Annotated in this window: 20 protein-coding genes and 1 pseudogene; 12 read left to right on the forward strand and 9 right to left on the reverse strand. The window is 63.3% G+C overall.

Going from position 1 to position 18,924, the window contains the following annotated elements; translation table 11 throughout:
- Positions 1–764: 764 nt before the first annotated feature.
- From gyrB to dnaA, 3 genes are all read right to left on the reverse strand, one after another.
- Positions 765–3,236 carry a DNA topoisomerase (ATP-hydrolyzing) subunit B gene (gyrB, locus tag AB4Y44_RS39165; protein ID WP_368702503.1) on the reverse strand — a complete coding sequence of 824 codons (2,472 nt, stop codon included), beginning with the start codon at positions 3,234–3,236 and terminating at the stop codon, positions 765–767.
- A gap of 113 nt (positions 3,237–3,349) precedes the next feature.
- Complete coding sequence (gene dnaN, locus AB4Y44_RS39170; RefSeq protein ID WP_028203240.1) at positions 3,350–4,453, reverse strand: DNA polymerase III subunit beta; 1,104 nt, start codon at positions 4,451–4,453, stop codon at positions 3,350–3,352.
- Positions 4,454–4,727: 274 nt separating this feature from the next.
- Positions 4,728–6,308 carry a chromosomal replication initiator protein DnaA gene (gene dnaA / locus AB4Y44_RS39175; protein ID WP_342920256.1) on the reverse strand — a complete coding sequence of 527 codons (1,581 nt, stop codon included), beginning with the start codon at positions 6,306–6,308 and terminating at the stop codon, positions 4,728–4,730.
- A 423-nt stretch (positions 6,309–6,731) separates the two neighbouring features.
- Here dnaA and rpmH point away from each other — a divergent pair, with 423 nt between their 5' ends.
- From rpmH to yidC, 4 genes and pseudogenes are all read left to right on the forward strand, one after another.
- Positions 6,732–6,866, forward strand: a complete 135-nt coding sequence (gene rpmH / locus AB4Y44_RS39180) for a 50S ribosomal protein L34 (RefSeq protein WP_026120950.1) — start codon at positions 6,732–6,734, stop codon at positions 6,864–6,866.
- A gap of 91 nt (positions 6,867–6,957) precedes the next feature.
- Positions 6,958–7,380: pseudogene (gene rnpA, locus AB4Y44_RS39185) on the forward strand (ribonuclease P protein component); the annotation flags it as partial.
- 203 nt (positions 7,381–7,583) lie between these two features.
- Positions 7,584–7,814 carry a membrane protein insertion efficiency factor YidD gene (gene yidD, locus AB4Y44_RS39190; protein ID WP_028203242.1) on the forward strand — a complete coding sequence of 77 codons (231 nt, stop codon included), beginning with the start codon at positions 7,584–7,586 and terminating at the stop codon, positions 7,812–7,814.
- 30 nt (positions 7,815–7,844) lie between these two features.
- Positions 7,845–9,521 (forward strand): membrane protein insertase YidC, encoded by a 1,677-nt coding sequence (yidC, locus tag AB4Y44_RS39195; RefSeq protein WP_368702504.1) that lies wholly within the window; start codon positions 7,845–7,847, stop codon positions 9,519–9,521.
- A gap of 137 nt (positions 9,522–9,658) precedes the next feature.
- On the opposite strand, the gene AB4Y44_RS39200 is transcribed toward yidC, so the two are convergent.
- Positions 9,659–10,078 (reverse strand): helix-turn-helix transcriptional regulator, encoded by a 420-nt coding sequence (locus AB4Y44_RS39200; protein WP_342920258.1) that lies wholly within the window; start codon positions 10,076–10,078, stop codon positions 9,659–9,661.
- A 362-nt stretch (positions 10,079–10,440) separates the two neighbouring features.
- Here AB4Y44_RS39200 and mnmE point away from each other — a divergent pair, with 362 nt between their 5' ends.
- From mnmE to AB4Y44_RS39225, 5 genes are all read left to right on the forward strand, one after another.
- Positions 10,441–11,841, forward strand: coding sequence for a tRNA uridine-5-carboxymethylaminomethyl(34) synthesis GTPase MnmE (gene mnmE, locus AB4Y44_RS39205; RefSeq protein ID WP_368689477.1), 1,401 nt, complete (start codon positions 10,441–10,443; stop codon positions 11,839–11,841).
- A gap of 157 nt (positions 11,842–11,998) precedes the next feature.
- A complete protein-coding gene (locus AB4Y44_RS39210; protein WP_342920260.1) occupies positions 11,999–12,310 on the forward strand; it encodes a DUF4148 domain-containing protein in 312 nt (103 codons plus the stop codon).
- Positions 12,311–12,735: 425 nt separating this feature from the next.
- Positions 12,736–12,942, forward strand: coding sequence for a hypothetical protein (locus AB4Y44_RS39215; RefSeq protein WP_368702505.1), 207 nt, complete (start codon positions 12,736–12,738; stop codon positions 12,940–12,942).
- Positions 12,943–13,086: 144 nt separating this feature from the next.
- Positions 13,087–13,323: a hypothetical protein gene (locus tag AB4Y44_RS39220; protein ID WP_368702506.1), complete on the forward strand. Its 237-nt coding sequence runs from the start codon at positions 13,087–13,089 to the stop codon at positions 13,321–13,323.
- Positions 13,324–13,583: 260 nt separating this feature from the next.
- Positions 13,584–14,588, forward strand: a complete 1,005-nt coding sequence (locus tag AB4Y44_RS39225; protein WP_368702520.1) for a S1C family serine protease — start codon at positions 13,584–13,586, stop codon at positions 14,586–14,588.
- A 57-nt stretch (positions 14,589–14,645) separates the two neighbouring features.
- On the opposite strand, the gene AB4Y44_RS39230 is transcribed toward AB4Y44_RS39225, so the two are convergent.
- The 4 genes from AB4Y44_RS39230 to AB4Y44_RS39245 form a co-directional block, all read right to left on the reverse strand.
- The gene (locus AB4Y44_RS39230; protein WP_368702507.1) at positions 14,646–15,035 is read right to left on the reverse strand and encodes an ecotin precursor; all 390 of its coding nucleotides are present in this window, start codon (positions 15,033–15,035) and stop codon (positions 14,646–14,648) included.
- A gap of 133 nt (positions 15,036–15,168) precedes the next feature.
- Positions 15,169–15,336: a hypothetical protein gene (locus tag AB4Y44_RS39235; RefSeq protein WP_342920264.1), complete on the reverse strand. Its 168-nt coding sequence runs from the start codon at positions 15,334–15,336 to the stop codon at positions 15,169–15,171.
- Between the two features lie 43 nt (positions 15,337–15,379).
- Positions 15,380–15,544 (reverse strand): hypothetical protein, encoded by a 165-nt coding sequence (locus AB4Y44_RS39240; protein WP_165822733.1) that lies wholly within the window; start codon positions 15,542–15,544, stop codon positions 15,380–15,382.
- Positions 15,545–15,756: 212 nt separating this feature from the next.
- Positions 15,757–16,383 (reverse strand): LysE family translocator, encoded by a 627-nt coding sequence (locus AB4Y44_RS39245; RefSeq protein ID WP_368702508.1) that lies wholly within the window; start codon positions 16,381–16,383, stop codon positions 15,757–15,759.
- Here AB4Y44_RS39245 and AB4Y44_RS39250 point away from each other — a divergent pair.
- The 3 genes from AB4Y44_RS39250 (at position 16,369) to AB4Y44_RS39260 (ending at position 18,024) form a co-directional block, all read left to right on the forward strand.
- Positions 16,369–16,836, forward strand: coding sequence for a hypothetical protein (locus AB4Y44_RS39250; protein ID WP_368702509.1), 468 nt, complete (start codon positions 16,369–16,371; stop codon positions 16,834–16,836). The two genes, AB4Y44_RS39245 and AB4Y44_RS39250, sit on opposite strands and share 15 nt — an antisense overlap.
- A 40-nt stretch (positions 16,837–16,876) precedes the next feature.
- Positions 16,877–17,218, forward strand: a complete 342-nt coding sequence (gene sap1, locus AB4Y44_RS39255; RefSeq protein ID WP_342920267.1) for a surface attachment protein Sap1 — start codon at positions 16,877–16,879, stop codon at positions 17,216–17,218.
- 251 nt (positions 17,219–17,469) lie between these two features.
- Positions 17,470–18,024, forward strand: coding sequence for a YaeQ family protein (locus AB4Y44_RS39260; RefSeq protein ID WP_368702510.1), 555 nt, complete (start codon positions 17,470–17,472; stop codon positions 18,022–18,024).
- 17 nt (positions 18,025–18,041) lie between these two features.
- Here AB4Y44_RS39260 and AB4Y44_RS39265 read toward each other — a convergent pair whose 3' ends face one another.
- Positions 18,042–18,452, reverse strand: a complete 411-nt coding sequence (locus AB4Y44_RS39265; RefSeq protein WP_368702521.1) for a VOC family protein — start codon at positions 18,450–18,452, stop codon at positions 18,042–18,044.
- Positions 18,453–18,924: the final 472 nt, after the last annotated feature.

An 18,924-nucleotide genomic window follows, 5' to 3' on the forward strand; every position in this document is an offset into this window, starting at 1 on the left:
CGCGTGCGTTTCGTTGAAAGATCCAGGCCAAGACCGAGCTGTGTCATCGAGGAACTCCTTTAATTCGCGTTCTTCCAGGATAGGACAACGTGACTTCAACGCCAGGACTTTTGCAGACCTTCCCTAGATAAAAGGCTTTCCACACAGGTTTGCTCCACGTCCAACGAGCAATCAGTCGAACCGTAGCGTAGTGGTGACGCGCCGTCGCATACGCAAGTAACGCAAAGCACGCGATTGCGCCATAGCCCATGATGATAAACGAGGCATGTAATACGATAAACAGTATCCCGCAGGCCATTATAAGAAGAGCCGTTGCGTTGTAAGCAAAGGCCGCATCGGGAGGAAGCGTATCGAAGCGCCGCAACTCCTTCATAAGACGAGCAATACGCCTTACGAGCCAGCGCCCAAACGGGGGGCATTGACATCAAGAATGCGCGCACGTGGCCGTGAATGACTGCCAGAAGCAGTCCGCCCGTGACGAGTGTTTTTCCAAGGTCGAATTTGCACAACCACAACGCGAAGAGCAAACTGAAAATGACAACGACCATCCAACCGACCGACGATGGTTTCTTGTCTTTCTTCCGGAAGCTACCCTCGTCATTTGGACCGTTTTCAAACATCTACGAACCTCGACTTATTAGAGCATAGGAAGCCAATCTCACCGTGCTCCTCGACTCAATCTAGGCTTTCAATAAGAAAGGCCCATAAATTCCTCAACTTATGGGCCCCAGTTTCTCAGGTTATGCGTTCGTCTAGACAGACGATCAAACGTCGATATTCCCCGCCCGCAGCGCATTGCTTTCGATAAACGCGCGACGCGGCTCGACGTCGTCACCCATGAGCGTCGTGAAGATGCCATCGGCGGCGATCGCGTCCTCGATCTGCACGCGCAGCAGACGGCGCACAGTCGGGTCCATCGTCGTTTCCCACAGCTGCCCGGGGTTCATCTCGCCAAGCCCCTTATAGCGCTGCTTCGACACGTTGCGCTCGGCGTCGGCGATCAGCCACTTCATCGCGCTCTTGAAGTCGTTCACGGCCATGCTGCGCTCGCCGCGCTTGATCACGGCGTTCTTGCCGATCAGGCCCTTGAAGGTATTGGCCGTATTCACGAGCTGCTGATAGTCGGCGGTGAGCTGGAACTCCTCGTCGATCACCGAGACCTTCACGTTGCCGTGATGGCGGCGCTCCACGCGCAGCGAACGTTGCTCGCGCACCTGATCGTACATCGGCACCACGCTCACTTCAGGCTTGAGCGGATCGTCGCGCAGCTGCGCTTCGAGTGCACGGGCCGACCCCTCGGTCGAGGCTTCGCTCGACAGATCGATCGCCACGCCGTCCATGATCGCTTCGAGCGCGCGCTCGTCGTACAGGCGCGAGAGACGATCCACCACGCCGCGCGCAAGCTGGTACGAGCGCGCGAGTTCGCCAAGCGCGTCGCCGGAGATCGGCGTGGCGCCTTCGTTCGGCACCAGCTCCGAGCCTTGCAGCGCGAGACGCAGCATATGCGCGTTGAGCTCCGAATCGTCCTTGAGATAGCGCTCGTCCTTGCCCGCCTTGAGCTTGTACAGCGGCGGCTGCGCGATATACACGTAGCCGCGCTCGATCATCTCCGGCATCTGGCGATAGAAGAACGTGAGCAGCAGCGTGCGGATGTGCGCGCCGTCCACGTCCGCGTCGGTCATGATGATGATGCGGTGATAGCGCAGCTTGTCGAGGTTGTAGTCGTCCTTGCCGATGCCGCAGCCGAGCGCGGTGATCAGCGTGACAATCTGCTCGGAAGACAGCAGCTTGTCGTAGCGGGCCTTTTCGACGTTCAGCACCTTGCCGCGCAACGGCAGGATTGCCTGGAACTTGCGATCGCGGCCTTGCTTGGCCGAGCCGCCTGCCGAATCGCCCTCGACGATATAGACCTCCGACTTCGCCGGATCCTTTTCCTGGCAGTCCGCGAGCTTGCCCGGCAGGCCCACGCCGTCGAGCACGCCCTTGCGGCGCGTCATTTCGCGCGCCTTGCGCGCAGCGTCACGCGCCCGCGCGGCGTCGACGATCTTGCCGCAAATGGTCTTCGCGTCGTTCGGCGTTTCGAGCAGGAACTCCTCGAGCGCCTTCGCCACGACTTCTTCCACCGGCGCGCGCACTTCCGAGGAAACCAGCTTGTCCTTCGTCTGCGAGCTGAACTTCGGCTCCGGCACCTTCACCGAAAGCACGCACGACAAACCTTCGCGCATGTCGTCGCCCGAGGTTTCCACCTTGGCCTTCTTGGCGATTTCGTTGTCGGCGATGTACTTGTTGATCACGCGCGTCATCGCCGCGCGCAGGCCGGTCAAGTGCGTGCCGCCGTCGCGCTGCGGGATGTTGTTCGTGAAGCACAGCACGCTTTCGTTGTAGCTGTCGTTCCACTGCATCGCCACTTCGACGCCCACGCCCTCCTTCTCGCCCGAGATGTAGAAGATGTTCGGGTGCAGGACCTGCTTGGCCTTGTTGATGTACTCGACAAAGCCCTTCACGCCGCCCGCGAAGGCGAAGTCGTCTTCCTTGCCCGTGCGCTGGTCGGTCAGGCGGATGCGCACGCCGTTGTTCAGGAACGAGAGTTCGCGAATGCGCTTGGCGAGAATGTCGTAGTGGTACTCCACGCTGCCGAAGATGGTTTCGTCGGCCATGAAGTGCACTTCGGTGCCGCGATTTTCGGTATCGCCGAGCAGTTGCATGGGCGAGACCGTGTAGCCGTCGCGCTCTTCGAGCACACGGTTCTGCGGCACGCCACGGTGAAATTCCATGAAGTGCTTCTTGCCGTCGCGGCGCACCGTGAGACGCAGGAAGCTCGAGAGCGCGTTCACGCACGACACGCCCACGCCGTGCAGGCCGCCCGAGACCTTGTAGCTGTTCTGGTCGAACTTGCCGCCCGCGTGCAACTCGGTCATCACGATTTCGGCGGCGCTGCGCTTCGGATCGTGCTTGTCGTCCATCTTCACGTCCGTGGGAATGCCGCGGCCGTTGTCGGTGATCGAGATGGAGTTGTCCGCGTGGATCACCACGTGGATGTCGTTGCAGTAGCCGGCGAGGGCTTCGTCGATCGAGTTGTCCAGCACTTCGAAGACGAGGTGGTGCAGACCGGTGCCGTCCGACGTGTCGCCGATGTACATCCCGGGGCGCTTGCGCACGGCCTCCAGACCTTCGAGGATCTGGATCGACGAGGCGCCGTAGCTGTTGTCGGGTTGCGAGTTGTTCGTATCAGTCATGGAATTTTCCGGTTCTGCGTACTGCCTGTGTTACTGCTCGAGACTTTTTCAAAAAGCCATAAAAACGCCAAAGGGGCGCAGCGCCCCCTGGTGTTCTTCTTCTGTCGCGCTTTTTAGATGCGCATCGGCATCACCACGTACTTGAATTCCTCGTTCTCGGGAATCGTGATGAGTGCGCTGGAGCTGGCGTCGCCGAGGCTCACTTCCAGCGTGTCGACCTTCAGGTTCGCGAGTACGTCGAGCAGATACGTGACGTTGAACCCGATGTCGATGGTGTCGCCCTGGTAGGCGATTTCCAGCTCCTCCTGCGCCTCTTCCTGGTCGGCGTTGGTCGACATGATCTTGAGCTGGCCCGGCTCGATGATGCAGCGCACGCCCTTGAACTTGTCGGACGTGAGAATCGCCGCGCGTTGCAGCGAGCGTTGCAGTTCTTCGCGGCCGATCTGGAAGGTGTTCTTGTGCGCCTTCGGGATCACACGCTGGAAGTCGGGGAACTTGCCTTCCACGAGCTTCGAGACGAGCTCGACCTGGCCGAACGTGAACTTGACCTGCGTCGAACCGATGTCGATCTTCAGCACGTCGTCGATGTCTTCGAGCAGGCGCTGGAGTTCGAGAATGGTCTTGCGCGGGATGATGACTTCCTGGCGCGCGAACGAGCCTTCGATCTTCATCGACGAGAACGCGAGGCGGTGGCCGTCGGTGGCGACTGCCATGAGCTGGTCGCCGTCCACGACGAGCAGCATGCCGTTCAGGTAGTAACGGATGTCCTGCTGCGCCATGGCGAAATACACCATGCCGAGCAACTGGCGGAACGTCTTCTGCGGCACCGCGAGGTTCGCGCCGAAGTCCTTCGCTTGCGCCACCGTGGGGAACTCGTCCGCGGCGAGCGTTTGCAGGGCGAAGCGGCTCTTGCCCGACTGCACCGTGAGGCGCTTGTCCGCGAGCGTGAGCGTGACCTGGCCGTCGGGCATCGCGCGCAGGATGTCGAGCAGCTTGCGTGCGGCGACGGTCGTGGCCACCTGGTCGTTGCCGACGCCGAAGTCGGCGGTCGTGGTGATCTGCAACTCGAGGTCGGTCGACAGGAACGAGACGTCGGAACCGGTTTTGGTGATCAGCAGATTGGCGAGGATCGGCAACGTGTGGCGGCGTTCGACAATGCCGCTCACCGTTTGCAGCGGCCTCAGCAGGTTATCGCGTTCGGTCTTGACCAGTTGCATAGAGTTCCTTCGTTGATGTGACGGACTGCGCGCCCGCCTGGCGCCGGTTTTGCCGACGTGACCCCACGAATGTCACGCGGCATTGGCGCCGCTCAGGCGGTTAATGCAGCACAGGCCGCGGCGTGGTTCCCGCCCCGGACCGCCGGGCGGTTAAACCCATATTGTGCCTGAAAACGGACCACTTCCCTAAATTGGGGGCGATCCGCGAAATAAACAAGGCAAACCTTTCGGGATGCGACGTCCGCCCCGCCATTCCGTTGCCGCCTGATGCGTATTACCCCTTCAGCGTCTGCTCGAGCACGTGCAGCTCATGATTGAGCTGGGCGTCCTTGGTGCGTTCGTCGGCGATCTTGCGCACGGCGTGCAGCACCGTGGTGTGGTCGCGGCCGCCGAACAGCTCGCCGATTTCCGGCAGGCTCTTCTGCGTGAGCTCCTTGGCCAGATACATGGCGATCTGGCGCGGGCGCGCGATGTTCGCCGGGCGCTTCTTCGAATACATGTCGGCGACCTTGATGCTGTAGAAGTCCGCCACCGTCTTCTGGATGTTCTCGACCGAGATCTGGCGGTTCTGCACCGTCAGCAGGTCCTTGAGCGCTTCCTTGGTCAGCTCGATCGAGATCTCGCGGCCGTGGAACTTCGAATACGCGAGGATCTTGCGCAGCGCGCCTTCGAGTTCGCGCACGTTCGAGCGCAGGTGCTTGGCGACGAAGAACGCCACGTCCTCGTTCAGGCTCACGCCTTCCGACTGCGCCTTGCGCATCAGGATGGCCACGCGCATTTCGAGCTCCGGCGGCTCGATCGCCACGGTCAGGCCCGAGTCGAAGCGCGAGATCAGACGGTCGTCGATACCCGAGATTTCCTTCGGATACGTATCGCTCGTGATGATCACCTGCGCCTTGTTGGCGACGAGCGCCTCGAACGCGTAGAAGAACTCTTCCTGGGTGCGCGACTTGCCCGAGAAGAACTGAATATCGTCGATCAGCAGCAGGTCGAGCGAGTGGTAGTAGCGCTTGAAGTCGTCGAACGCCTTGCGCTGGTAGGCCTTCACCACGTCGGACACATACTGTTCGGCGTGGATGTAGCGGATGCGCGCGCCCGGCTTGTCGAGCAGCAGCTGGTTGCCGATCGCGTGGATCAGGTGGGTCTTGCCGAGGCCCACGCCGCCGTAGAGGAACAGCGGGTTGTACGAGATGCCGGGGTTGTCGGCGACCTGGATGGCGGCCGCGCGCGCGAGCTGGTTCGCCTTACCCGTCACGAAATTGTCGAACGTGAGCACCGGGTTGAGCTTCGAGCGCTCGTAGGTCGGGTCGGGCTCGCCGCTCGATGCGGCCGCAGCTGCGCCCTGGCCCGGGCGCCATGTGCGGCGGCCGGCGGCGGCTTCGTTGGCGTCGAGGCTGGGCAGGTCGAGGTCGGCGGCGTCATCGGCGGTGGCCTGCGCGGCGGCCGACGCGGCTTGCACCATGCCCGCGAGTCCGGTCCCGCCCGTCACGGCGGCCGGCTGCGGCGCGGCGGCTGCGCTCACGATCGACGCGGACGCAGGCGCGGCAGCCAGCGGCGCGCGCGATGCGGCGGCGGGTGCCGGTGCGACGTGAGGCGCGCGCATGCCCGCCTTCGGGTCGAGGACGAACTGCACGTCGACGGGAGTCTGCCAGAAGTCGCGCGCCAGATCGGTGATCCGGCCCGAGAACTGACTCTTGACCCAGTCGAGCTTGAAGCGGTTGGGAGCGGCTATCTGCAGCGTGTTCGCCGCAGCATCGAAGGCAACCGGGGCCAACGGTTTAATCCACGTCACGTACTGCTGGGGCGTTAGCTCACGCTCCAGCAGTGCGGAACAGTGTTGCCAGAATTCGTTCATCGAGTTGCTGTGGTCGTTTTGTTTGCATGCGTTGCGGTCGCTTCGCTCTTGTCGCACAGATGCGACGAGGCCCTGACGAGGCGACGGCAATGGCTCCGGAAGCCCGCGCGGCAAAGGTCTTGCGGCAAGCAGGCGGGCCGGAGCGGCATGCAGGATTCTTGGGATAGGCGAGATTCTAACGCCGAAATCCCCTCACCAGGAAGTTATCCACAGGGACGGATCAACGCACGCTCGTTCGTGCCCTCGCCACGGCCGATGCAGGCACTGCGCGCCCGTCCCGGAAGGTTCGATCGCCTAACCTATTGACGGCCAACGAAAAACCGGCTTAAATAGCGGGTTCCTCGAAAACCAATCCCTAGTACCACCGGCCATTGCCTTTTTCCGCGATGCTCGCCGCGGTCAAAACTCAACAGTGAGAGCAACATGAAACGTACTTTCCAACCTTCCGTTACCCGTCGCAAGCGTACCCACGGTTTCCGTGTGCGCATGAAGACCGCCGGTGGCCGCAAAGTGATCAACGCACGCCGTGCGAAGGGTCGCAAGCGCCTCGCCGTCTAAGTCGGGCAGCATCGCTATCAGCGAAATCACGGGTAGCGGCCCGCTCGCGAGCACGGCGAACAGGACGAACCTGGTAACTGATCGGGGCGTCATGCCGTCGCGAACGCAAGCCGCTTTTCCGAAAGCCGCAAGGCTACTGAAAACGGATGAGTTCTCATCCGTTTTTCGTTTGCGCCCCTGGCGCCGCACCGAGCACTTCGTCGTGTACGGCCGGCCCACCGGCAACGAGGCGCGGCTCGGACTCGTGATCGGCAAGAAGTACGCACCGCGCGCGGTCACGCGCAACCTGGTGCGCCGGATTGCCCGCGAAGCGTTTCGTGTGCGTCGTGCGCAGTTCGAAGGTTTCGACCTGCTGCTGCGCCTGCATACGAAGTTCGACCGCAAGGCGCTGCCGGGCGCGTCCTCGCCGGGGCTCAAGGCTTTGTGCCGCGGCGAGATCGAGACGCTGCTCGAAAAGGCCGCGCGCGAGGTCACGCGGCGTGGCGGCGCTGTGCCTGCGACATCTGCGCGCACCCCTTGCGCAACGCAGGCTGCGGCACCAACTGGGCAGGCAGCCGGGAAACCGGCGCAGGCCCAGGCCAGTAAAGATTTGCCGCCGGACGAGAGCAAGACCCGCGCATCATGAGCGGGGCGCGCGAGTCCGGCCTATCCGACGTCGCCGCCGCGCAAGCGGCACGTGGTTCGTCATCGAACGCGGCGCAGCCAGGCCGCAACGCCATGCAAACGGTATTGATCGCACTGCTGCGTTTCTACAAGCTTGCCGTGAGTCCCCTCCTCGGCAGCCGGTGCCGTTTTTATCCTTCCTGTTCGGATTACGCACGCGAGGCAATCCAGTATCATGGCGCCGCGCGTGGGACTTACCTCGCCGCGCGGCGGCTGTGCCGCTGCCATCCGTTTTCGGCGGGCGGCGTCGATCTCGTCCCGCCTGCATCTCCGAAAAAGCGCTGACGCGCCATTCCATCGACACTGAGACAACGCATGGATATTAAACGCACCGTCCTATGGGTCATCTTCTTCATGTCAGCTGTCATGCTGTACGACAACTGGCAGCGCGACCATGGACGCCAGTCGATGTTCTTCCCGAACGCGACGCAAACGCAGACGCAAACCGCCGCGAGCGGCCCTGCGCCGGCTAGCGCCGCCAACGGCGCGTCCGACCTGCCGACGGCCGCCGCCGCCGCGGGCCAGGCGCCGACGAACACCGCCCAGCCGGCTGCAGCCGCAGCACAGCTCGTTCACTTTCGCACCGACGTCTACGACGGCGTGATCGACACGCGCGGCGGCACGCTCGTGAAGCTCTCGCTCGTCAAGGAAAGCGCCGATGGCAAGGGTCCCGACCAGTACATCACGCTGTTCGACCACACCAACGACCACACGTACCTCGCGCGCACCGGCCTGCTCGGCGGCGACTTCCCGAACCACAACGACGTGTTCACGGCAGTCGAAGGCCCGCGCGAGCTGACCGGCGACGCCAACTCCTTCCAGATCGCGCTGCAGTCGCCCGAGAAAGGCGGCGTGAAGGTCACCAAGACCTACACGTTCACGCGCGGCAGCTACGTGATCGGCGTGGACTGGAAGGTGCAAAACGTCAGCGGCGCGCCGGTTTCGCCCACGCTCTACATGGAAATCGTGCGTGACAGCCAGCCGGTCGAAACGCCGCGCTTCTCGCACACCTTCATCGGGCCGGCGGTTTACTCGAACGAGCATCACTTCCAGAAGATCACGTTCGGCGACATCGACAAGAACAAGGCCGACTTCGTGACCCAGGCCGATAACGGCTGGATCGCGATGGTGCAGCACTACTTCGCGACCGCGTGGATTCCGCAGCAAGGCGTCAAGCGCAGCATCTACGTCGAGAAGTTCGACAACTCGCTCTATCGCGTGGGCATGAAGCAGCCGCTCGGCACGATCGCACCGGGTGCGACGGACACCGTGCAGGCGCGCCTCTTCGCGGGTCCCCAGGAAGAGCGCATGCTCGAAGGCATCGCGCCGGGCCTGGAACTCGTGAAGGACTACGGCTGGGTGACGATCATCGCCAAGCCGCTCTTCTGGCTGCTCGAGAAGATCCACGGCTACGTGGGCAATTGGGGCTGGTCGATCGTGCTGCTCACGCTGCTCATCAAGGCCGTGTTCTTCCCGCTCTCCGCCGCCAGCTACAAGTCGATGGCGCGCATGAAGGAAATCACGCCGCGCATGCAGGCGCTGCGCGAGCGCTTCAAGAGCGACCCGCAGAAGATGAACGCGGCGCTCATGGAGCTCTACAAGACGGAGAAGGTGAACCCGTTCGGCGGCTGTCTGCCGGTGGTGATCCAGATCCCGGTGTTCATTTCGCTGTACTGGGTGCTGCTCTCGTCGGTGGAAATGCGCGGAGCGCCGTGGATTCTCTGGATTCACGACCTCTCGCAGCAGGATCCGTTCTTCATCCTGCCGGTGCTGATGGCCGTCTCGATGTTCGTGCAGACCAAGCTGAACCCGACGCCGCCGGACCCCGTCCAGGCGAAGATGATGATGTTCATGCCGATCGCGTTCTCGGTCATGTTCTTCTTCTTCCCGGCCGGCCTCGTGCTGTACTACGTCGTGAACAACGTGCTGTCGATCGCGCAGCAGTACTACATCACGCGCATGATGGGTAAAGGCAAGAAGAAGCTCGCCTGAGCGCCGGGGCGGCAGTGATGCCGCCACCTGAATCAAGGCTCGAAAAAAAAAGCCGTCCGGTGCGAACCGGACGGCTTTTTGCATGATCGAAGCGCCATTTGCTTGACGACGCAGAGCGCAGCGTTCGGGTTCGCGCGTTAGCTCTTGTCCGCGTCGCCGTAGAATTGGGCGACCAGTTCCTGCACGAGATAGCGGTGATGGGCGCTGAGCGACTCGATCTTCGAGGCCAGTTCGAGCGTTTCCTCGGAAACCGGATATTTGCCGTCAGGCTTGCGCGGCCGCGGCACGCCCGAGACCGCATTGCCCGGAGGACCGTAGTGCAGCCAGTGGATGTCCACGTCGAACCATTTCGCCAGCGTCTCCAGCTTGTCCTGGGTGGGAATGGTACGGCCGCTCAGCCACTTGTGAGCGGTTTGCGGCGAAACCGGATGCTCGCCGTGATGGCGCAGATTGAACCGGTTCGCCAGGTCGGTGCTGCCGCGTAGTTTCTCGGGCGCGCGCTTCATGGCGAACCTGAGACGTTCGGCAAAAGCGGCTTTTTCGTTGGAGGTCGGCATGGGCCAGATTGTGCAACCCGAAATCGCCGAAGATGACAACCAGTTAGGCTACATTTAGCGTATAAAAGTGAAAATTCACCTGCTTCTGGTTGGCGTATGACTTTGGTCGAGATCTCCACGAATTCGCTTGTGGCAAGACGTCGGCGGGATCCAGCGCCTGAATTCTCTGAAATCTGACAGAATTCCCTAAGACTAATCTTAGCTAAATTAAGATAAAGCGAGACGATTCTTAGCCGAGCTTCCAGCCGGAAAACGCTCTGCCCGGCGCGTTACAATGCCTCGCGTTTTGCGAGTGCTCGCAAGACCGCAGTGAGTCCCCGCACTCCATCCCGATTCCAGCCCTGCTCTACGGTCCGCCCATCATGCTCGCCACCGATTCCGATCCCATCGTCGCCATTGCTACTGCGCCCGGACGCGGCGGGATTGGTGTCGTGCGCGTCTCGGCCGGCCGCGCCGGCGCGGCGGCGACCGCTGCGTTGATGCAAGCCCTCACGGGCCAGGAACTGGTTGCGCGCCACGCGAGCTACGTGCCCTTCCTCGACGGCGCCGGCACGGTGCTCGACCGGGGTATCGCGCTGTCGTTCCCCGCGCCGCATTCGTACACCGGCGAGCACGTCCTCGAACTGCAGGGCCACGGCGGACCGATCGTGCTGCAACTCGTTTTGCAGCGCTGCATCGAGGCCGGCCGCGAGTTCGGGCTGCGCCTCGCGGAACCCGGCGAATTTACGCGGCGCGCGTTCCTCAACGACAAGCTCGATCTGGCCCAGGCGGAAGCCGTGGCCGACCTGATCGAGGCGAGCACCGAAGCGGCGGCGCGCTCGGCCGGCCGCTCGCTCGACGGCGCGTTCTCGCGCGACATTCACGCGCTCGTGGACGACGTCGTGACGCTGCGCATGCTGGTGGAGGCGACGCTCGATTTCCCCGAAGAAGAGATCGACTTCCTCGAGGCCGCGGACGCCCGCGGCAAGCTAGCACGCATTCGCGAGCAGCTCGACCACGTGCTCTCCGAAGCGCGCCAGGGCGCGCTGCTGCGCGAGGGACTTTCAGTCGTGCTCGCGGGACAGCCCAACGTGGGCAAGTCGTCGCTGTTGAACGCGCTGGCAGGCGCGGAACTCGCGATCGTGACGCCCGTGGCCGGCACGACGCGCGACAAGATTTCTCAAACCATCCAGGTCGAAGGCATTCCGTTGCATGTGATCGACACGGCAGGTTTGCGCGACACGGAGGACGAGGTCGAGAAGATCGGCATCGAGCGCACGTGGAGCGAGATCGGCCGCGCAGACGTGGTGCTGCATCTGCTCGATGCGCGCACGGGCATGAACGCCGAAGACGAGGTGATCGCCGCGCGCTTTCCCGCCGGTGTGCCGGTCGTGCGCGTGCTCAACAAGACCGACCTGACCGGTGTGCCGCCCGAAGTGGCGAAGCGTCGTGCCGAGAACGGCAGCGATGTTTGCGAGTTGCGTCTTTCGGCGAAACAGGGCGACGGTGTCGGCCTGCTGCGCGCCGAGCTGCTGCGCATTGCAGGCTGGCAGGCGGACGCGCAGAGCGTCTATCTCGCGCGCGAGCGGCATCTCATCGCGCTGCGTGCGGCGCGCGAGCATCTCGCACAGGCGGCGGCGCATGCCGACCAGAATTCGCAATTGCTCGACCTGTTCGCCGAAGAGCTGCGGCTCGCCCAGGAGTCGCTGAATTCGATCACCGGCGAATTCACGTCCGATGACCTGCTGGGCGTGATTTTCAGCCGCTTTTGTATCGGGAAGTAACCCGCAAGCGCGCTGCGCCCCGCCTCATTCTTCTCCTGCCTGGAACAATCCCTTCGAAGGCCGAGGGTTAACCCTCGGCGGCAATCCTCCTAGACTTTCGCTCATCGGATGCAGACACGTTGTCGCACCGAATCAAAAGCCAAAGGAGGTAGTTAGCATGAAGTCCCTGATCCAGACCGTAGCCGTTGCCGTTGCACTCGTGGTGCCGATGGCATCGTTCGCGCAATCGAATGCGCCCGTGACCCGCGCCCAGGTGCGCGCCGAGCTCGAGCAGCTCGCGAAGGCGGGCTGGCATCCGGGCGCAGGGGCGGACCCGCACTACCCCGACGATCTTCTCGCAGCCGAAGCCAAGGTAGCCGCCGCGAACGGCGCAACGAGCGCCTATGGCGGCGTGGCAGCCGGCAACTCGGATGCAGGCCGCCCGGCGGTGCCCAAGGCCGACTGGAACGCGATGTATAACCATCCGTAACACGGCAATACCGCTGAAACGCTTGCGATTATCCCATGCAGGCGTTTCGCATATCTAAACGAATACCTCCGCCGTCGTTGACGCGACGGCTTCGCTCAGGCCTTCTGGCCTGGGCGCTTTTTCCAGCGACCGTCGAGCAAACCGGCGACGCAGCGCAAAAGCGAAGCTTGTTCAGCCTCATCTCTGCACACTACGAGCTAACCGCCAGGTCATTTAGTTCGTAGTGCGACCTATCAAGAAGGCCACAAGCAGTCGATTGCTTTGCGCGGGCCTCGACGCTTTCGCTCGCTAACACGCCCCTGTCTCACTCCACAAGCGCGCAGCGGCCGCTGTGTGCGGCTGTAATTTGTGGACACACATCGTTGCTTTTCCAAACCCTGGCCTCGGCGTGGCTCGCCGACAATCGGCGGTATAGGAGAACGACGATGAAAACACTCTTCTGCGCTATTGCTCTGGTTGGCTTGTCGGCTGGCCTCACGGGTTGTGTGGTGGCGCCGCCGTATGCGTATGCGCCTGCGCCGGCCTACGGCTACGCGCCGGGCTACGGCTACGCGCCGGGCTACTATGCGGCGCCGTCGGTGGATATCGGGGTTGGCGTGGGCGGCTATTACGGCCACGGCTGGCGACGTTAAGGGGACCGTAACAAGCCGTCTGAAAGGTTGATGTCTGACCTTTGGACCTGACCTATCCGATGTGATAGCTGGACACGCGCCGCCGCCGAACTAAAGTGGCGAGACACGTTTTCACAAGACGTTGGACCAGCGCACGGGGCAACCATGAGATTCATCGACGACGAAATCGCGCATATCACGCGCGCGATGGCACCCTCGTTATCCGCTGGCACGACGCCGGCAGTCTTTTCACTCGATTGCTGGTACACGCGCCTGTGCGCGTTGCTCGACCTCGTCCAGATTACGCCGTCCCAGTTCCGCACCGTCGACGCGCTCATGGTCGAGCTCGAATCGCGTCGCGCTGCGAGCGGCGCAGCGGTGCGCGAGGCGCTGGCCGCCTGACTCACCGGTTCACACGTTTGCTTTGCGCGCGCCCCGCGCCGCGAATTCCCGCTTAACCTCGCCATGTCACCCGAGCATGGATTAGCCCGCGCGAGCGGGCTTTTTTCTTTTGCAGGGCGCTCGCCAGCGGACTGGCAGACTCGATCAGGAGCTTGACGTTCCGGCCGACCCGGCGCGCGCTCTTGAAAACGTCGCGCGCCCCCTGCATGTAGAGCCCACTTTTTTCGGAGATTCAGATCGTGGGCAGACGACCTTCCTTCATTGACGATCTGGCTCGCGGCGTCCCTCCCGACGGCGCGGGCCAGCGCCCGGGCTTCGACGACGACGCGCTCCTCGACGCCTATTCGCGAACCGTGATCGGCGCGCTGGAGCGCGTGCAGCCCGCCGTCGCGCATATTGCCGTCGAGCGCCGCGCGTCGAGCCAGGCGCCTGCGCGCGGCGGCAGCGGCTCGGGCTTCCTGTTCACGCCGGACGGCTACTTGCTGACGAACAGTCACGTCGTGCATGGCGCCAGCAAGCTGAGCGTGACGCTCGCGGACGGCACGACGCAGGGCGCCGACCTCGTGGGCGACGACCCGAGCACGGATCTCGCCGTGCTGCGTATCGGCGCGGCAGAGGCGCTGCCGCACGCGCAACTCGGCGATTCGGCGGGCCTGCGTGTCGGGCAGATCGCGATCGCCGTAGGCAGCCCGCTCGGCCTCGCGCAAACGGTGACGACGGGCGTCGTGTCGGCGCTCGGCCGCTCGCTGCGCTCGGAGTCCGGCCGCATGATCTACGACGTGATCCAGACTGACGCCGCGCTCAATCCGGGCAACTCGGGCGGGCCGCTCATCAATTCGGCGGGTCAGGTGATCGGCGTGAATACGGCGATCATTCCGGGTGCGCAGGCCATCTGCTTCGCCACGGCCATCGACACGGCAAAGTGGGTCATCACGCAGCTCTTCGCGCACGGCCGGGTGCGGCGCGCCTATATCGGCATTGCCGGCACCACGGTGCCGATCGCGCGCAAGGTGCAGCGCTACTTCAGCCTGAGCGCGACAACCGGCGTGCGGGTGATGGAGATCGTCAAGGGCAGTCCCGCCGCGTTGGGCGGCCTGCGCACGGACGACACGATCGTGACGATCGATGGCGTGCCCGTCGACGGTATCGACACGTTGCAGCGTCTCTTCGACGTTTCGCGCATTGATCGCGCGGTGGAAATCGGCGTGATCCGCTTGACGCAGCGACTCAACCTGAGGGTGACGCCCGTCGAGCAGACGGGCTAGGCGCGAGGAGCAACCGAGGTGATGGGCGGCGCACCGTCGCGTGCGCCGCTTCGCGCATTACCAGCCGCCGCCAGGCTGGGCATAACCCGGCTGTTGTCCGTAGCCGGGCTGCGCGTAGCCGTCGTCATATTGCGGCGGCGGCGGTGCAGGCTGGGCCGGTGCGCAGGGCACGTAGCGGCCCGAATACTGGTCGTAACACGCCGCACCGGCCGGGGCGGCGGCATAAACCGGCGCAGGCTCGGCATACACGGGTGCGGGCTGGACATACGCCGGCTGAGCCGGGTAGGCCACCGCCGGGCCGCTGTTGAGCACGGCGCCCACCGCGGCGCCAATCAACGCGCCGCCAACCAGCGCACCCACCACGTCACCGCCGTGATCGTGCGCGCTCGCGGGGCCAGCCGCCACCGCACACCCCGCCAGCACCAAAACGGCTGCCATCTTTCGCATGTCGTTCTCCCTGAGAACCTTTGAAAACATGCGAGCGATTGTCAGCCCGGTTGCTGGATACAGGTGCTGCAAGTGGTAACGCGGAATTACGGGGTGTGGCTTGCCAGCGCGCGCTGGCCGGGAGCGAGTCCCGTCAGCGTGCGTGCTCGCCGTCGTGCGCGTCTGCCTCGTGTGCGCGCGGCGTGCTACCGCGCTGCCCGGCAGGCGGACAGAGAAGGGTGAGCGCGATGGATAGCACCATCAGCACGAACAAGGCGACGAAGTACGCCATCCAGGAGAACTCGAAATCCACGAGTGCCACCCATGTGCTTCGGCGCGTTCATCCGCGCGATGCGTGCTCCCGCTCAGTGATGCAGAAGACTGCGTAGCGGATGACGCCAGTCGATGTGATGTCCGTCTCCCGCTTCCACGCGCTGTCGATGCTCCTCGAGGATCTCGTCGGAAAACAGGAAGACGACAATGACAAGGGGGATCACCAGAAACGCGCCCAGTATTACGTGTTCGATCACGATTGACTCCTGGTTGTCAAGCGGTTTGCAATTGCATTGTAGCCAAGACGCGACAGTTTGCACATTGGGCGCGTACTGGAGCTTGAAAACAATGTTCGCCAACCATCACAACTCGCGTTGAGCAGCCTGCGTGCCCGGTTCGCAGCCCGATTCGCGGGGCTCGGGACGTGCCCCGCATCAAGGCAAGGTCGCCGTCGTTCCGGATGCGCCGCTTATGCCGCCGCCTTTTTCCATGCGGCGGCAAAGAGCCCGGCGCCGATGAGCAGCGTGCCGCCCGTACGATTGACCGCGCGCTGTACGCGCGGGCTGCGCACGACCTTGCGCGCGGCCGCTGCGAGCAGCGCATAGGCGAGCGCGTTGAGCGTCGCGAGCACGAGGAAGGTGGCTTCGAACACGACGATCTGCGATGTCATGGCCGTATGCGGATCGATGAACTGCGGCACGAAGGCGACGAAGAAAATGATGCTCTTCGGGTTGAGCGCGGTAACCGCGTAGGCATGCGCGAAGATGCGGCCGGTGCGCGTCTCGGAGGTGTCCGGTGCGTCGCCAACGCCGACGGGCGCGCGCCAGAGTTTCGCGCCCAGATAGATCAGATAGGCGGCGCCGATCCATTTGAGCACCGAGAACAGCGTGGCGGAAGCCGCGAGGATCACGCCGAGTCCGAGCATGGAAGCGGTCATCGCCGTGAAGTCGCCGAGCGCGACGCCCGCCGTGGTGGCGAGCGCGTAGCGGCGGCCGTGGCCAAGCGCGTAGGAAACGACCAGCAGCACGGTGGGGCCGGGAATGGCCACGAGAATGGCCGACGCGATCGCGAACGGCAGCCAGTGAGCGAAAGTCATGGGTTCCTCCATTGGGAAGCCCGATTTATCCACGAACTTTTGCCGTATGCAAGGGCGGCGCGCGGGTTCGTTTCGAGAGGCTCATGGAGCCTCTGGCATCGTTTTTATTCTGTCGCCAATCCATTAATGCGCGCGTTTCCAGCTGGCGCTTATACGACTTTAGGTGCGCCGCGTCATTGGCTGATCGACCATCTACTAAATCGTTTAAATCAAAGCGGGCTTGATTTTCCTATCCTGCCTATAACCGGCTGCGCCTTGTCGGACAAGGCGCGGGACGATGTAATCGATGCTTCGGAGTGCTGCTGGACGCCCTTTGGCGCCGGGCTGAAGGGCATGTCGGCGCTCGACACCATGCTGCAAGCCGCCGTGACTGTTGCGAACGCACACAAGTCGGGCTTGCAGTCTTTCGGCGGTTTTCTATGTTTAAACGTGCAGGTGAGGCATGAGAGTTAAATACATAGCTAACCTGAGTAAAAACCCGCAGGAGGCAATCATGAAAATGCTAACCGGTATGGTCGTCGCGGCGGCCAGCCTCGCATGCGTCGTCGCGGTTCAGGCTCAGGATGTGAGCGTCAAGCCGCAGCAAACGGTGCAGCTCAAGCCGGGCTCCTATGGCTGCCTCACGAAAGACAAGCTCGACGCCGTCGCGCTTCATGAGCAGGCCGGCGAGCATCAGCAGATGCAGGAATACTTCACGGGATTCCAGTGTCTGTCCACACCCGACAACCAGTCGTTCCGCGTCGTACAGGTGGTGGGCCACGACGTCGAATTCGTCAACGCGGCGAACGGCGACGAGCAAGGTCTCTGGACCACGGACCGCTTCATCAAGCAGTAAGGCCGCCTCTCCCAACGCGCCTCTCGACATGGCCCGACGCCCGTGCGCCGGGCCATCGTGCTTGCCGGGCGCGCGGCCGTGACGCGATGCAACGCGCCGCGCGCCGCTGTCAAACCCCCGTCACTTTCCCGTCAGACCATCCGCATTGCATCGCGCACCGCAGCGACGCGCGCTGCGCGTCCATTCGACCGGCACGTGGCTTGCTAGAAACTTCGCTATCATGTGCGGCTTTCGCGAGACCGGAATTCGGTATGGCACTCAAATCGACCATCTACAAGGCAGAACTGCAGATCGCGGACATGGACCGGCATTACTACGCCGACCATGCGCTCACGATCGCGCGCCATCCGTCCGAAACCGACGACCGCATGATGGTCCGCATCGCGGCGTTCGCGCTGTTTGCAGGCGAGCGGCTCGAATTCTGCAAGGGCCTGTCCGATACGGACGAGCCCGATCTCTGGTGCAAAGACTACACGGGCGCGATCGAAACGTGGATCGAGGTTGGCCAGCCCGACGAGCGCCGCATCGCCAAGGCAAGCGGGCGCGCGGGTGAGGTCATCGTGATCGCCTACGGCGGACGCACCTCCGACATCTGGTGGCAAGGCGTGCGCAACAAGGTCGAGCGCCTGCGCAACGTGACGGTCTGGTCGCTGGGCGAGGGCGTCGCCGCGTCGCTCGGCGCGCTGGCCGAGCGCACCATGCGCCTGCAATGCACGGTGCAGGACGGCGCGGCGTGGATCGGCAATTCGAGCGCCGAGCCAGTGGCAGTCGAATGGGGCGTGTTCAAGGCGCCCGAGAACGTCTGAAAGCCGGCTGTGCGCCCTCAAGCGTGCGGCGACCCCTTCAGTTCCACCATGTTGCCCTCCGGGTCGAACAGATACAACGACGGCCCCAAACCCTCCGCCCCATAGCGCTCGACCGCATTGCCGGGACGCGCGCCATGCTGCGTCAGATGTGACGTCAGCGCCTCGGCGTCGAACGGCTCAACCCGTAGACAAAGATGATCCATGTTGCCGCTCGCACCAGCGGGCGCCGCGCCGGAACCCCGGTCGAGCGGGCCGCCAATCGTCACGAGATCGATCAGCGAGCGTCCCGCGCGCAACTGCATCAGGCCGAGTTCGCGCTGTTCACGCTCCGGCTGGCAACCGAGTACTTCGCAATAGAAACGCGTCATGGCGGCCACATCGGCCGCCCGGATAACGACGTGATCGATTTCGCGAATCTGGATCCGCATGGCGTCCTCGAGGTCGTGCTGGGATTCCCATGATGAACCTGTGCAAGCCGGGCTGCGCAGAAGGCGCACATTTCAGCGAGCCTTGCGAACCGGAATCGCGGGCAGCAGAACCGCGGGAACCGGCGGAAAATAGCTTCAGGTGCTGAGGCGAGGGAAGCGCCGCGCGTGGGGCGAGTTGACTTACGGAAACGCTGGACGAAAAAAAGCCCGCTGCATTGAGCGGGCTTAATCCATATCAGGAGGAGACATGGAGGAGACAGGAACCACTATACCGAGTCGGCTGTCGCGACGCAACAACTTTTTAAGGGAAAACCCGCAAAGTTGCCATTTTGTCGCACGGGAATCCGCAAGACGCCACCAGGGATTCACCGAGGGCCTTAAAAGTGCCCGATCCGGGCGCATTCACGGCCCATGTCGAGCGCAATGACAGCGCAAGATCCGGCGCGCCGTCGTCCGTACGCGAAGTTAGAGT

Origin of the sequence: Paraburkholderia sp. BR10937 (assembly GCF_040965695.1) — a bacterium.
Taxonomy (GTDB): Bacteria; Pseudomonadota; Gammaproteobacteria; order Burkholderiales; family Burkholderiaceae; genus Paraburkholderia.

Excerpts from the sequence above, each read along its gene's own strand:
- gyrB (WP_368702503.1), bottom strand. The coding sequence starts at position 3,236 with ATGACTGATACGAACAACTCGCAACCCGACAACAGCTACGGCGCCTCG.
- dnaN (WP_028203240.1), bottom strand. The coding sequence starts at position 4,453 with ATGCAACTGGTCAAGACCGAACGCGATAACCTGCTGAGGCCGCTGCAA.
- dnaA (WP_342920256.1), bottom strand. The coding sequence starts at position 6,308 with ATGAACGAATTCTGGCAACACTGTTCCGCACTGCTGGAGCGTGAGCTA.
- rpmH (WP_026120950.1), top strand. The coding sequence starts at position 6,732 with ATGAAACGTACTTTCCAACCTTCCGTTACCCGTCGCAAGCGTACCCAC.
- yidD (WP_028203242.1), top strand. The coding sequence starts at position 7,584 with ATGCAAACGGTATTGATCGCACTGCTGCGTTTCTACAAGCTTGCCGTG.
- yidC (WP_368702504.1), top strand. The coding sequence starts at position 7,845 with ATGGATATTAAACGCACCGTCCTATGGGTCATCTTCTTCATGTCAGCT.
- AB4Y44_RS39200 (WP_342920258.1), bottom strand. The coding sequence starts at position 10,078 with ATGCCGACCTCCAACGAAAAAGCCGCTTTTGCCGAACGTCTCAGGTTC.
- mnmE (WP_368689477.1), top strand. The coding sequence starts at position 10,441 with ATGCTCGCCACCGATTCCGATCCCATCGTCGCCATTGCTACTGCGCCC.
- AB4Y44_RS39210 (WP_342920260.1), top strand. The coding sequence starts at position 11,999 with ATGAAGTCCCTGATCCAGACCGTAGCCGTTGCCGTTGCACTCGTGGTG.
- AB4Y44_RS39215 (WP_368702505.1), top strand. The coding sequence starts at position 12,736 with ATGAAAACACTCTTCTGCGCTATTGCTCTGGTTGGCTTGTCGGCTGGC.
- AB4Y44_RS39220 (WP_368702506.1), top strand. The coding sequence starts at position 13,087 with ATGAGATTCATCGACGACGAAATCGCGCATATCACGCGCGCGATGGCA.
- AB4Y44_RS39230 (WP_368702507.1), bottom strand. The coding sequence starts at position 15,035 with ATGCGAAAGATGGCAGCCGTTTTGGTGCTGGCGGGGTGTGCGGTGGCG.
- AB4Y44_RS39245 (WP_368702508.1), bottom strand. The coding sequence starts at position 16,383 with ATGACTTTCGCTCACTGGCTGCCGTTCGCGATCGCGTCGGCCATTCTC.
- sap1 (WP_342920267.1), top strand. The coding sequence starts at position 16,877 with ATGAAAATGCTAACCGGTATGGTCGTCGCGGCGGCCAGCCTCGCATGC.
- AB4Y44_RS39260 (WP_368702510.1), top strand. The coding sequence starts at position 17,470 with ATGGCACTCAAATCGACCATCTACAAGGCAGAACTGCAGATCGCGGAC.
- AB4Y44_RS39265 (WP_368702521.1), bottom strand. The coding sequence starts at position 18,452 with ATGCGGATCCAGATTCGCGAAATCGATCACGTCGTTATCCGGGCGGCC.